At 69.1% G+C, this 13337-nt stretch carries 9 protein-coding genes; 7 read left to right on the top strand and 2 right to left on the bottom strand.

The window, feature by feature from the left end:
* Positions 1 to 92: 92 nt before the first annotated feature.
* From ACN469_RS11975 to ACN469_RS11960, 4 genes are all read left to right on the top strand, one after another.
* On the top strand, positions 93 to 1649 hold the full coding sequence (locus tag ACN469_RS11975; RefSeq protein WP_498767250.1) for a S8 family peptidase: 1557 nt from the start codon (positions 93 to 95) through the stop codon (positions 1647 to 1649).
* A 274-nt stretch (positions 1650 to 1923) separates the two neighbouring features.
* Positions 1924 to 3405, top strand: a complete 1482-nt coding sequence (locus tag ACN469_RS11970) for a sigma 54-interacting transcriptional regulator (protein ID WP_498767249.1) — start codon at positions 1924 to 1926, stop codon at positions 3403 to 3405.
* Positions 3406 to 3455: 50 nt separating this feature from the next.
* Positions 3456 to 4028 carry a hypothetical protein gene (locus tag ACN469_RS11965; protein ID WP_498767247.1) on the top strand — a complete coding sequence of 191 codons (573 nt, stop codon included), beginning with the start codon at positions 3456 to 3458 and terminating at the stop codon, positions 4026 to 4028.
* A gap of 17 nt (positions 4029 to 4045) precedes the next feature.
* Complete coding sequence (locus ACN469_RS11960) at positions 4046 to 4831, top strand: hypothetical protein (RefSeq protein WP_498767245.1); 786 nt, start codon at positions 4046 to 4048, stop codon at positions 4829 to 4831.
* Here ACN469_RS11960 and ACN469_RS11955 read toward each other — a convergent pair.
* Positions 4778 to 8185, bottom strand: coding sequence for an nSTAND1 domain-containing NTPase (locus tag ACN469_RS11955; RefSeq protein WP_498767243.1), 3408 nt, complete (start codon positions 8183 to 8185; stop codon positions 4778 to 4780). The two genes, ACN469_RS11960 and ACN469_RS11955, sit on opposite strands and share 54 nt — an antisense overlap.
* A gap of 173 nt (positions 8186 to 8358) precedes the next feature.
* Between ACN469_RS11955 and ACN469_RS11950 the strand changes: the two genes are divergently transcribed.
* From ACN469_RS11950 to ACN469_RS11940, 3 genes are read left to right on the top strand one after another with little or no spacing between them, the layout of a single operon-like run.
* Positions 8359 to 9951: a hypothetical protein gene (locus ACN469_RS11950; protein ID WP_498767242.1), complete on the top strand. Its 1593-nt coding sequence runs from the start codon at positions 8359 to 8361 to the stop codon at positions 9949 to 9951.
* Between the two features lie 59 nt (positions 9952 to 10010).
* Positions 10011 to 11894: a hypothetical protein gene (locus tag ACN469_RS11945; protein ID WP_498767240.1), complete on the top strand. Its 1884-nt coding sequence runs from the start codon at positions 10011 to 10013 to the stop codon at positions 11892 to 11894.
* Positions 11895 to 11903: 9 nt separating this feature from the next.
* Positions 11904 to 12194 carry a hypothetical protein gene (locus tag ACN469_RS11940; RefSeq protein WP_498767238.1) on the top strand — a complete coding sequence of 97 codons (291 nt, stop codon included), beginning with the start codon at positions 11904 to 11906 and terminating at the stop codon, positions 12192 to 12194.
* A 251-nt stretch (positions 12195 to 12445) separates the two neighbouring features.
* Here the strand turns inward: ACN469_RS11940 and ACN469_RS11935 are convergent, their stop codons facing one another.
* A complete protein-coding gene (locus tag ACN469_RS11935) occupies positions 12446 to 13090 on the bottom strand; it encodes a glutathione S-transferase family protein (protein ID WP_498767236.1) in 645 nt (214 codons plus the stop codon).
* Between the last annotated feature and the right edge of the window lie 247 nt (positions 13091 to 13337).

The following is a 13337-nucleotide window of genomic DNA, read 5'->3' as shown; positions in this document are numbered from 1 at the left end:
AGTACCCTTCCCCGCCCCAAACCCAGACACACCGCGACCTCGGCGCGAGCCTTGCTAGCTCGCCTCCATGCAGTCCAACGCCAGGAGGCAACATGAGCAGCTATTACATGGACCAGGGCAAGCGAATCCCGCTTCAACCGTCGCGTCGCTTCATGGCCGTGCGCTACCAGCCCGGGCCCCAAGTGCCCATGGCCGTGGCCTCGGTGACGAGCACACCGGGCTTCGGTGACAAGCGCAAGGCAATCGAGTTCCCCAACGAGGGCGTGATGCTCCTGCCCATCCAGGCGGAGTCCTCCACGAGCGCGCTGCGAGCGACGGTGAACAAGTCGGCGACGTCCGTGTTCCACCACGAGCCGGACACCACCAACGAAGGCGTCTTCGAGCAGTCGGATGGCTCGATGATGTTCCCCGATGGTCAGGTCAACGCGGACCTCTCTGGCCAGAGCAGCGCGAACCTTCAGGCGCTGCTCCAGCGGGTGGGAGCCCGCATCGAACAGGAGCCCTCCACCGACTTCCCCTTCCACGTCCTCACGCCGGATGACGGCGACGCCTTCCGTCTCGCCAACACCCTGGCGGAGGTGCATGGCCTGGAGGCGCAGCCGCGCTTCCACCGCCTGCTCAAGCTGTCCCGCGCTGGCCGGAGCACCGCCACCCGGATGGGCCCGCTCGATGCCCAGGGGATGGACCCGCTCATGCCGCGACAGTGGGGCCTGAGCGCCATCAAGGCCCACCAGGCCTGGAGCATCACCCATGGCGAGGCCCCGGTGCGCGTGGCCATCATCGACTCCGGCGTGGACCTGGGGCATCCGGACCTCCAGGCCAACCTCGCCCGGGGCTACGACGCCGTGGACGATGACGACCAGCCGATGCCGATGCCAGACAGCCACAACGCCCACGGGACGGCCTGTGCGGGCATCGTCGCCGCGGTGGGCCGCAACGGCGTCGGCGTCATTGGCGTCGCCCCCGGCTGCACGGTGGTCCCCATCCGCCTCGCCCGGGTCGTCGACGGGTACCTGCATCTGAGGCCGGGCGCGGAGTCACACTGCATCTACGCCGCGGCGCGGCTGGGCGCCTGGGTCATCAGCAACAGCTACGGGGGCCCCGAGCAGCCGGACCTCACCGTGCGACGGGCCATCGCCGACGTGGTGCGGAACGGGCGCGGCGGCAAGGGCTGCGTGGTGCTGGCCGCTACCGGCAATGACAACAGCACGGTGAAGTTCCCCGCGGCCTACCCGGAGGTCATCGCCGTGGCCGCCACGCGCCGCGACGACGACCGCTGCACGCCCGCCGACTGGGGCCACTTCCAGGGCAGCTGCTTCGGCCCCCAGGTCTCCGTCGGCGCGCCCGGCCTGGACATCTGGACCACGGACTCCCGAGGCGAGCGCGGCTACACGTCCTCCGCGTCCCCAGGCGGCGACTACACGGGGACCTTCGGTGGCACGTCCGCGGCCTGCCCGTTCGTGGCCGGCGTGGTGGCGCTGATGTTCTCCGCCAACCCGAACCTCACCGCCCAGGAGGTGCGCCACATCCTCCAGGCCACCGCCGACAAGACGGGCGCCATGGACTACACCGACGGCCGCAATGACTACCTCGGCCATGGCCGCGTCAACGCCTTCGCGGCCGTGCGCGAGGCGAGGCGCCGACGCTGACAGCCCGGCTCGAGCGGACGGGGATGCACGAACCAGGTAGCGGAATGTCGGAGGCGCGCCCCCTCCCCGCCCGGAACGAGGCCCCACGAGGACTGTCCACCCGAGTGGAATCGAGCCCCCGGAACTGACCACTCCACTGGTCAGTTCCAGCGCGCGTCGCCCGGGACAACTCCTGGCGCGTGAAATGCTTAGCCGTGGCGACATGAGCGGCGTCAGGGTCCAGCAGTTTGAACAGCGGAAGCAGGGCACTACACTCCCCAGGATGACTGGTGGAGTGGACGCTTCCGCGCTCGAACGCGACCTGTATCTTACGGTTTTCCGCATCCTGGGCGCGACCGACCCCACGGGCTCCATGCAGGAGGTGCTCACGCGACTGGTGGCCCTGGCGCAAGCCCAGTGCGCCTACCTGGAGCTCTACCGGGATGCGACGGCGGGGGACCGGCGCTGGTCCATGTCTCACGGCTGCTCGACGAACGAAGAGGAGCAGATTCGCGCGGTGACTTCCCGCGGCATCGTCGCGGCGGCCATCGCCTCCGGAGAGACGGTGCACACCGCGTTCGCCCTGCTGGACGAGCGCTTCTCCGCGTCCAAGAGCGTCAAGCAGCAGCGCCTGGAGGCGGTGCTCTGCGTCCCGCTGTCGGGGGGAACGCCGGGCGTGCTCTACCTGGAAGGGCGCCGGGGCGCGGCGGGCCTGTTTCATCCCGACATCGTCCGGGCCGCGGAGAACGTGGCGCGCATCATCGGTACGGCCGCGCAGCGGGCCAACATCGTCAGCCGGCTCGATACGGAGGACCCGACGCTGCCCTTCCGTCAGCGGCTCCGGCTCGACACCATCGCGGGCCGCAGCCAGGCGCTCGCCCACGTCTTCGAGCAGGTCGCGCTCGCCGCGCCGCTGGACGTGTCGGTGCTGGTGAGCGGCCCCTCCGGAACGGGCAAGACGCAGCTGGCCCAGGCGCTCCACGAGAACAGCAAGCGCAAGGCGGGGCCCTTCATGGAGCTCAACTGCGCGGCCATCCCCGAGGGGCTCATCGAGAGCGAGCTGTTCGGCGCGCTGCCAGGCGCCTTCCCTGGAGCCCGCAGGACGGTGGGCAAGGTGGAGGCGGCCGAGGGCGGCACCTTGTTCCTGGACGAAATCGCGGAGATTCCGCTCGCCGCGCAGGGCAAGCTGCTGCAACTGCTCCAGTCCAAGCAGTACTACGCGCTGGCGAGTCCCCGGCTCGCGAAGGCGAACGTGCGGGTGATTGCCGCCACCAACGCGGACCTGGAGCAGCTGGTGGCGGAGAAGCGCTTTCGCGAGGACCTCTTCTACCGGCTGAATGTCTTCACCATCCGCATGCCGGCGCTGTCCGAGCGACGTGAGGACGTGGGCTCCCTGGTGGATGGGCTCCTCACGCGGCTGTCGGACGAGCACGGGCTGCCGAAGCTCCCCGCCTCACCGGGGTTCTACGCGACCTGCGAGACGGAGGACTGGCCCGGCAATGTGAGACAGCTGCGGCACCGGCTGGAGTCCGCGCTCATCCGCGCGTGCGCCGAATCCGCTACGTGCGTCGAGCCCCGCCATCTGACGGACGGGCCCCGTGCCCGCGAGGAAGGCCCGGCCTCGTTCCACGAGGCGACGCGCGTGTTCCAGAAGGATTTGCTCCGCCGGGAGCTCGACACCACGGTGTGGAACGTGAGCGAGGTGGCGCGCCGGTTGGACCTCACCCGCGCCCATGTCTACAACCTCATCAAGGCCTTTGGACTGAAGCGCGCGTAACGCGCGGGTCCATCACGCGGTAAAAACATACATCTCCAGAGGACACATCCATGTCGACTCGCGCGGACATGATCAAGAACTACTACCAGGCCAGGCACAGTCCCACCACGGACCTCAAGACACTGGAACTCTGGTGGGGCATCGAGATGTCGCCCACGTACTACAGCCCCTTCCTGGTCCGCTTCGTGGACCGGTCCTCCAAGCTGGTGGGCCCCGCGCCAAAGGACGCCCTCTCCTTCCAATTCGTGCGCGACACAGGCGACCTGCTCAAGCCGCTGGGGAACTTCGTCGTCGACCTGAAGGACGAGCCCAAGGAGGTCTGGCCCCATCCTCCGTCCACGATTCCGGCCAAGCAGGACATCGACGCGGTGAAGCCCACCGAGAAGCTCTATGGCTTCCTCTTCCTCTCCACGGAGTGGCAGGAGACCACGCAGAAGAAGGTCGACTCCCTGAGCATCAAGCTCTCCATCAGCACCCTGGCCGAGGGCGGAGGAAAGTGGCCCATCGCAGCCGCCCTGGAAGAAGACGAGTACCTCCGACTGCGCACCTTCATCGACACGCTGCGCGACGCCAAGAAGAGGGACTTGCTGCGCGACTCACTCAGGCACGCCTTCGGCCGGTAGCCGGGAGCAAGAGCGTCATGGGCAAGAACCTGACCATCATCTCGTATTGCAAGAGACTCGACTCGACGTTCGAGGAGATAGCGCTTCAAGTCTGCCAGGACCTGGCGACCAGCCCGACGGTCTTCGCCAGATATCAGGGAACGGATGACGGAGAGCTGCGCAGGGTGCTCAGGTCTCCGGGCATCTACAACAACCCACAGGACGATACGCAGGATATCGACTGCCTCGACCTCGTGGGCCATGGCGTCGGGGAGAGCGGCTTCAACCTCGGTGACACACCCATCATCCGGAAGAATCAACCGATGGCGGCTGTCGCTGAATTGCTCACGGCGCTCCTTCCCCGGAACGCCACGGTCCGACTCCTGGGCTGCATGACGGGCGCGGGAATCCCCGGTCACACCACCCTCCAGAACTTCTCCAAGGCGCTCAACGGCCGGCAGGTGCTCGGGACGACCACGGCGCTGACGGCGCGCCACTTCGATGCACGAGGACTGAAGCCGACCTACGAGCGCTTCGTCGCGTCCACTGACACGTCGCCCGCGCCCTCCTCGCTCCCGGGCATGGCCCTGCGCGCCACGGGGGTCAGCCCCCACGTGCTGCAAGTCCTTCCGGCCGGATACCACCTGATTGAGCGGGCGCGTCCCCTGGCGGAGCCCGAGTCGACGACCGTGGTCCAGGGGATGCGGGTCACCCTCTACTGCGCGGGGAGGCTGGCGATGCTCGAGGAGCGCCAGGACGCGCCCCCCCTGTTATTCCAATGGAGCGGGGACACGCTGCCCGCCAGCCTGCCGCGAGTGGGGTAGCGCCGAGGACCGCGCCTCCCGCTCCACGCAGCGAAGGCCCATGGCGAAGTCGAACCGTCGGACCGGAAGATGGTTCGACCAGGCCACCTGGTGATGTCCACCGTCCACGGGGGAGTCCCACCGACCTCCCAACAGGACCCGCAGGTTCTTGAAGCTCCCGGTGGTGGCGGTCGTCGCGGACCACTCCGCGACATTGCCCGCCATGTCGAAGAGGCCGTAAGGGCTCACGTCCTCCGGAAACCCTTCCACCGGCGCGACACCCTCGAAGCGGTCATCGCCCGACAGGTTCGTCGGTGGGTCCTTCCTCGTCCCCAACCAGACAGTCGTCCGCTGGGGCGCCGGGTTCATCCGGGTTCCCGCCTCATCCAGCGTGAGGCCGCCCCGAAAGCCCTTGCGCCACTCGTCCACCGTGGGCAGGGACTTGCCCAGGTACCGGCAGAAGGCCTCCGCCGTGAGCGCATCCACGCCCGTGACAGGGCTGCTCGGGAGCAGCGAGCGCGCGAAGATGGGGGGCTCGGGTGGCAACGCCCGCTCATTGCCCGTCCTCGCGAGCAGCGACTCCTCGAACAGGCGGAACTGTCCATTCGTCACTTCCGTCCGGTCCATGGAGAAGCGCGCCAGCTCGACGAGCTGCTCGGACTCGCCCGTGTCCTCGTCTCCCGGACGCCAGTAGGGCCCCGCGGGGATGGGCACCATGCCCGCCCTGGACGCCGCGCAGGTCGGGACGGGGATGCGGATCTCCTGAACCGACGAGCGGCCTCGCTCCTGGTGGCCCGGCAGCCGCTCCAGGCGCACGACGGAAGGCGCGCAGTCACCGCGCCGCACCGTCAACCAGGCCGGACGCGACGGCGCCTCCACCCGCTCGCGGAAGCTCCCGTCCGCGTCGCGGCGCGCGTGGCTCCGTCGCAGCTCCAGCTCCGGGTACGGCACCGCGGACTCGGGCCCCTCCCGCCCTTGCGCGGGGGCCAGCGTCCACTCCAGCTCGCTCCCGAGTCCCGCCCGCATCCATTGGCTCGCCTTCGGGTCGAAGTCGTAGGGCTCCAAGAGGAGCTCGAACTCACCAATGTCCGCCGAGGCGAGCCGGATGAGGTCCTGCTGTCGGACGGCTTCCCGCTCCTTCTCGCGGAAGGCCAGCGCGGCAATCACCGCCCCCACCGTCACCAGCACCAACGCGGCCGACACGCCGCCCACCCACCACCGGCGCCGCAGCGCGCGGCGGCGGGCCCGCTGCCTTCCCGCCTCCAGGAACGCGCGCGGCCGGGTGGGCAGCGCGATGTTCCACTCCTCCACCCGCTGGAGCGCCTGCCGCAGGGACTCGTCAGACCAGGTCTCCTCGTCGGGCCGGCCTCGCTGCTCCCAGAGCTGCGCGGCCTGCTCCAGCTGCTGCACCAGCACCCGCTCCTCTCGCGTCTCCTCCAGCCACCGCGCCAGGTCGGGCCACGTGGCCGCGAGCGACTCGTGCGCCAGCTCGATGAAGGCCTCGTCCGTCTGCGGGTCTCTCGTGACGGCCGCCAGCCGGTTCGCCAGCAGCTTCTCCAGCACGCGCGGGCCGACCTCGCCCAGGTCCTCCAGCAGCTCGGCCTGCGGCCTGGGGCGGCGCATGCCCTCCACCGTCACCAGCCGCAACAGCAGGACGCGGATGGTGCGCACCTCCTCCACGGGGAGCTGGAGCAGCAGCTGATGCGCGTGCGACGCGAGCGCCCCGCCCACGCCCCCCAGCGCGTCGTACACAGACGACAACAACTTGCGTGACTCCACGTCGCGGCGCTCCCACAGCGCCATGCACGCGAACTGCAACAAGGGCAGCCCCGCGGGCTGCTCCCGCACGTCCTCCACCAGCCGAGACACCAGTGAGGCGTCATCCACCGAGTAGCCCACCCGGCGCAGCGGCCCGTTCACCGCCTCCCGCAGCGCGGCCGACGTGAGCTTCGCCAGCACGAAGGCCGCTCCCAGGAATGGACGCAGCGGCTCCAGCGAGCAGAAGGCGCCCAGGTAATCATCCCGGAGCACCAGCACCACGCGCCACCGGTCATCCGCCGCCGCCGCCGCCGCCAGACACCGCGCGACACACAGGGCCTCTTCCGGAGCAGCCAGCGTGAAGAGCTCCTCGAACGCATCGAACGCGAGCAGCACGCCGCCCCCCGTCAGCTCGCTCTGCCTGCGCAGCAGGCGCACCACCTCGCCGGGGCGCCGGGTCAGCACCTCCGCGAGCGCCTCCGCTGGAGCCTCTCCCGACAGCCCCGCGGTGAGCATCGCCGCCAGGCGCAACAGCGGCTTCGGTCCGGGCCGGGCATGGAGGACCGTCCACCGGTCCTGTTGTCGCAGGCGGACGAAGACGCCCGCGTGGAGGAAGGAGCTCTTGCCAATCCCGGAGGGCCCCACCAGGGGCACGAGCGGCTCGTGGCGCAGGCGCTCGACGAAGGCGTCGACCTCCGTCTCCCGGCCGAAGAAGTCCTCCGCGTCGGCCTCGGTGAAGGAGCGCAGACCCCGGAAGGGCACGCGGTCCGCCGCCGTGCGCACCGGGCCCAGGCTGAGCGCCTCGGCGAGCGCCAGCGCCACCTCACGCGCGCCGGGCCTGCGCTCCGGGTCGATGGACAGACAGGACTGGAGTCGGTGGGCCCCGGGGACCTCGGACCAGCGCGGCGAGAAGGCCGGCGTCTTCGGCGCGGAGATGAACCGCGACAGCTCCTGGTCCGCGATGGGACGCTGCCCCTCGAGCAGCTCGAAGGCGATGACCCCGAGCGACCACACGTCGATGGCCGTCGACGGTGACGCGCCCAGCCAGCGCTCCGGAGCCATGTACGCCGGTGTCCCGGAGGCCGAGCCCTGGGGCCCTCCCGCGAGGCGCGCCAGCCCGAAGTCCACCACCCGCACCCGCCCGTCCTTCGGCAGCAGGACGTTCTCCGGCTTGAGGTCCGCGTGGATGACGCCATGCGAGTGCGCCTCCGCGATGGCCTCGGCGATGGCGCGACAGATGCGCAGCGTCTCGTGGATGCCCGGCCGCTCGTGGGAGAGCCGCTGCCGCAGCGACTCGCCGTCCACGTACTCGAGCGCCAGATAGGGCCGCCCCCGATACGTCCCCACGCCGTGCACGGTGACGATGTGGGGATGATTGAAGCGCGCGGTGACTCGCGCCTCCTCCAGCAGCCGGTCCGAGTCCTGGGCTTCGGGCGACTCCACATGCAGGAACTTCAGCGCCACGCGCCGCCCCAGCGTCAGGTCCTGGGCCAGGAAGACCTGACCCATGGCCCCTTCCCCCAGCGACTTCAGGACCCGGTAGCCGTCCACCTGACCCCCCACCTCGACGGGCCCCTCCTCTTCCCCAACGTGGGCGACGACCAACGGGCTCGGCATGTGCCGGCGAGTGTCCGGCATCGCGGTTTCGAGGCGCAAGCCCCACCACGAGGGGCCCGGGTGTCCACCCGCATTGACAGGGGCCCGGGCACATTCCACTCGATTTGACAGGGGCACCCCGCGCGCCACTCCGGTGCGGGCTTGGTCGCGCCCTTGCAAACGCTGTCGGCACCATGCACCTTCGATTGTTTCTCCTCGCCCTCCTGGTCTTCGCCACACCTGCCCCCGCGTGGGATGTGAAGTGCCTGGAACGGGGCGAGCCCTGTACCGACGCGGCGAGCCGTTATCGCGGCGACTGGCGGGGCGAGCACCAGCAGCTGTGCCGTGCCGCGCTCGCGCGACTGAAGGTCACCGAGCTGGCGGACCAGTCCGTGCGCCTGGGAGACCTCCCCACTGCGGGGCGCAAGGCCGCCGCGGAGGATGCGAACGAGCTGACCGGGCCCGTCGTCGCCGCCAGCCGCGCGGTGTGCGAGTTCGCCGAGCTGCCCGACCACGCCTTCGGCCTGCGCGACTACCTGGACCCTCGCACGCTCGACGCCGACTACCCCTGTCCCCAGCTCGCGAAGGACGCGAAGGGCTGCCACGACTACACCACCAACATCGGGCCCCTCAACTCGACACACTTCGGCTCGCAGGCCGTGGAGATGTACCGGCACTACCACCAGCAGGCCGTGAAGCTGGCGGGCGAGTGCAAGCAGTTGGGCAAGGCGCGCCCGTTCGAGACGGCCTCCTTCACCCACGTCTTCGAGGCGCGCGCGTGCGAGCTGCGCGCGCTGGCCGTGGAGAGCGTCGGCCAGCACTTCCTCCAGGACCGCTGGTCCATCGGCCACATGTGGGAGCGCTGGGGCAGCCCCGACGCCAGCGACATGCCGGATGCGTACTCGCTCGCGGCCTTCGTGGGCATCATCCACGGCGCCGAGGCCATGGTGGGCGCGCGGGATGGGCTGTGCTCGTACACCACCACGCCCTCGACGTGGCTCGCCGAGGGACTGTCCCCCCAGGCCGGCGTCGGCGACATGCACGTGTCGGAGCTGCTGTCGAAGCCCGAGTTCAAGCAGCAGCGAGAGCGACTGCTGGGGTGCTCGGCGCGGGGCTACGCCGAGGTGCTCGAGGCAGGAGGACGCGAGCTGAAGCACGGCAAGCTGCCGTCCCAGGAGGAGTGTGGTCAGCGCCCCTGGGCCACCAACGAGTCGATGTACCGGGCGACGGCCCTGGGCTCACGTCCCGCGCAGGAAATCACGGAGACGGTGACGAAGCTGTTCGAGGTGGAGAACCGGGAGGTCACCTGGCCGTTCACGGACTACTACTCGCTGGCCCACGCGTGGGCCGCCCGTGTCGACCAGGCCGACAAGACGCACATCGCCCGCGAGCCGCAGGACACGTTCCTGGAGGTCCGGCCCAATGACGCGTACCTCGGCAGGATTCCTCCGCGCTACTTCGAGTCGTTCGACGACGGCAACCGCGACGAGGAGCTGGCCGTGGTGCTCCATGGCTTCGAGGGACCGCGTGCGGCGTGTGCCGTGGTGACGCGGCCCACGCTGGAGCGCTGGCGGGACGCGTGTCGCGAAGGAGAGGCGGCGGCCTGTCGGCTCTGCGCGGCGGGCCTCCATCTGCGGGTGAAGGTGGGTGAGCAGACCAGCGCCTGTGGCGCGTTCGCGGCCGAGGACGAGGTCCAGGTGCCCGCCTCGCCGTGCGGACATCCGCTGCGCGCCGAGGAGCTGTGCCGCGCCACGCAGTGGTCCCAGCCCGCCTGCGGCGCACGCTGAGCTTCACGAAACCTCGAGGGGGAACAACATCCATGCATCGAACAACACGGTTGTGGTGGTTGCCATGTCTACTCCTGGGTGCATCCGCCTCCGCGCAGATCACCCGCGTCGTCCCACTCAAGTCCGCCGAGCAGGGGCTCGCGATGTTGGGCAAGGGCTACAACCCGGTGAGCGGCCAGTTCCTCGCGCCTTGCGTGGTGCCGTCGGCGCCCAAGAGCATCACCAACGAGAACGCCACCATCAGCGACCTGGAAATCACCACCGTCTCCAGTGAGCAGATGATGGACACGCTCATCGACCTGGACGCCCACGCGACGATTCGCGCGGGTGGGTCTGTCGAGGTCGGAGCCAGCTACCTGCACACCGACAACGTCACGCGCTTCTCCGTCTTCGGGCGCATCAAGGCGACCGCCCAGCGCATCACCTACAGCCTGGAGGAGTACAAGCTGCAGCCCTGGGTCAAGGAGACCGTCGAGTCCTCCGCCACCGGCAAGGAGGACTTCGCCAGGCTCTGCGGTGACCAGTTCGTCGCGGGCGTCATCTCCGGCGCCGAGTTCACCGGGCTGCTCCGCATCGACACCGTCTCCGAGAAGCAGAAGGACCAGATAAAGGCCAAGCTCGAGGCCGACTTCGCCGCGGTGAAGGCGGGCATCAAGGGCACGGTGAACTTCGAGAACTACGCGAAGACCACCAACGTCCACGCCAACATGAGTCGACGAGGAGGCGTGGACGCGCTGCCCTCGCTCGCGCTCGACGACTACATCAAGGAGGCGCGGCGCGTCCCCGAGCTCGCCGCGAGGAACCCCTGGCCCGTCGCGGTGCTCACCGTCGACTACAGCCTGGTGTCGAACAAGCCCAGGTGGAACGCGCTCAAGTTCCAGGCCCAGAAGGACATCATGGACCAGCTCGTCGCGGACTACGCCACGCTGGCGCGCCGCCTCGCCGACGAGCGCTTCGCCCGGGACAATCCCTCCCAGTTCGTCCCACCGCCGGACGCGGCCGCCCTCGCCGCCCATATCGCCGCCCTCCAGACCAACCTCAACCTCCTCACCAAGTCGGCGACCCGCTGCATGGACGACGTGAATACGTGCGTCAACGGCGGCTATGAGATGCCGCAACCGTTCCCCCTCCAGCGCGTGCAGACCACCGGCACCGAGCCCTGCTTCCAGAACGACCAGGAGGCCTGCAACACGGACAAGGGCTGCCCCGGCACTCGCGTCTGCCAGGACAAGAAATGGACGGTCTGCGCCACGACGCAGCCGTGTGAATGCAGGCCCGGCACCACGGAGTCCTGCCCCTGTGAGAAGGGCTGTCAGCGACAGCGCACCTGCCAGGCGGACTTCAAGTGGGGCGCTTGCAAGTGCGACGACTGCGTCTGCGATCCCAACTCGAGGCAGGATTGTGCCTGCCCCATGGGCTGCCAGGGCGGCAAGCAGACCTGTGTCTCGAACGGGCAGAGATGGTCGTCCTGCGTGGGCTGCCCCTCGCTGTGTCCCCGAGGGTTTCAGCAGCAGAATGGAATCTGTGTCGCGACCTTCGCCGCGGCCCCAACAGAGGTCGCCTGGAGCGTCACCTCCGCCAGCGACAACTCACGCCTGGCGGTCATCCACGCGCCGAGTTGGTGCAGGTCTCCTGGTTCCAGACAGGTCAGCTGCGAGCTGCGCGGCACCCTCAACCGGGCTGAGCCGAGCAAGGCCGTCTGCAAGCAGAACAACGAGACGGCCATGAAGATTTTCTGTGATGGGCAGGAGACCGGGGTGCACGCCACCGAGTTCCAGCCTCCCCGGAACCCACGGCCCGCGTTCGACCGCGCGTTCGCGTGCGGGAGCTCCGTCGAGGTCTGGAAGGGCACGGGCGCCTATTTCTGGGACCCGACTCGCGGCTGCCTGCGCACCTTCAGCGACCTCCGCTGGTCCGTCGAACTCTCCACCGCCTGTCCCTGAGGCCCCTCCATGACCGCGAACACGCGAGCCCTGCTCTGCTTCATCCTCCTTTGTCCTTCCGCGTACGCCACGGATGGCGTCCACGAAGCCAAACTTCCCAACGGCAAGGTCGTCACCACGCGCACCACGCCCGATTTCAACCTGGTCTCGGTGAAGGCCTCCGCCAGGGCCACCCGGGCGCGCGTCACCTGCATCTGCACCGCGGGGAAGAGCAAGACCCAGACCTGCACCCTCTCACCCGAGCTCGGCTGCAGCTGTACGAATGGCGAGCCCACGCTCCTCGCCTGCCCGAAGAGGTAGTGGACCCACCGGGCTCGTGACGGCTTAGAGGTAGCGCATCCAGGGACTCGAGGACCGTGCCTTCAGCCGGGAGAAGGCACGGCAGGCGAACCCCCTGGGCACTGTCGTCACGAGCGCCAGGAGCCACAGCGCGGCCGAACCGTTCCCGCGTGCTCATCCTCCGGTGGCGCGTGAACAGGGCGAGGCGTGGGTCGAAAGAGGGCGCATCCAGGCAGTCATCAACCCCAGCAGGATTCCGAGTCGGGACCTCATCAAGCGCGGGGCCGCTGGAACGGCTCCATCTGGGCCGCCAGTGCTCGCTGGAACGCGGGCCGGGCCTCACAGCGTTCCTTGTACGCCTTCAACGTGGGAAACCCGTCGAGCACGTCCGTGTGCCGGAGGATGCGCAGCACCGTCACCATCATCAGGTCTCCCGCCGTGAAGCGGTCCTCCAGGTACTCGCGCGTCCCCAGTCGCGTCGCGAGCTCACCGAGCCGCTCCTTGAGCGCCTCCACCACCCCGGGCCTGCGCGACTTCGCCCACTCCTCGTTGGGGAAGAACAGGTCCACCTCCGCGAGCGGCTGAATCACGATTTCAACGGAGTTGAGCGCCGCGAAGAGCCACGTCACCGCGCGCGCCCTCCCCTCCACATCCGCCGGCAGGAGCGCCTCACTCTGGTTCGCGATGTGGAGCACGATGGCCCCCGACTCGAAGAGGACGAGGCCGTCCTCCTCGAACACCGGCACCTGTCCGAACGGCTGGAGCCCGCGGTAGTCCGCCGAGGCCTGCACTTCGCCGTCGATGAGCTTCACCTCGTACGGCAAGCCAGCCTCTTCCAGCGCCCACCTCACCCGGAGGTCTCGCACCAGCCCTTGAGCAAACGGAGGGACCCACTTGAATGCGCTGACAGTCCTCATGTCCTGGTATCTCCTCGTTTCGGTGCGAGCGCATCAAACACGCCACACCGGCACCGTCAACGCTCCAGGGGCCAGCGGTCCTCGGCAGCCCAGCTGCCACACTCAGCGTGACTGACGCACCGCGCACAGGCCAGACGTTGGACGTTGGACGTCGGAGGCAGACGGCGGCCCGGTCATCCCCGCCCCTTTCTTTTGACAGACACGACACACCTCAGGAAGCCAGGCTGAACGAACCGAGGGAAGCGGA

The organism is Corallococcus terminator (assembly GCF_049194865.1).
Lineage (GTDB): Bacteria > Myxococcota > Myxococcia > Myxococcales > Myxococcaceae > Myxococcus > Myxococcus terminator_A.
This window is presented reverse-complemented; position numbering and strand designations above follow the sequence as displayed.

Coding starts and splice junctions, on each gene's coding strand:
- ACN469_RS11975 (WP_498767250.1), top strand. CDS start 93: ATGAGCAGCTATTACATGGACCAGGGCAAGCGAATCCCGCTTCAACCG.
- ACN469_RS11965 (WP_498767247.1), top strand. CDS start 3,456: ATGTCGACTCGCGCGGACATGATCAAGAACTACTACCAGGCCAGGCAC.
- ACN469_RS11960 (WP_498767245.1), top strand. CDS start 4,046: ATGGGCAAGAACCTGACCATCATCTCGTATTGCAAGAGACTCGACTCG.
- ACN469_RS11955 (WP_498767243.1), bottom strand. CDS start 8,185: ATGCCGAGCCCGTTGGTCGTCGCCCACGTTGGGGAAGAGGAGGGGCCC.
- ACN469_RS11950 (WP_498767242.1), top strand. CDS start 8,359: ATGCACCTTCGATTGTTTCTCCTCGCCCTCCTGGTCTTCGCCACACCT.
- ACN469_RS11940 (WP_498767238.1), top strand. CDS start 11,904: ATGACCGCGAACACGCGAGCCCTGCTCTGCTTCATCCTCCTTTGTCCT.
- ACN469_RS11935 (WP_498767236.1), bottom strand. CDS start 13,090: ATGAGGACTGTCAGCGCATTCAAGTGGGTCCCTCCGTTTGCTCAAGGG.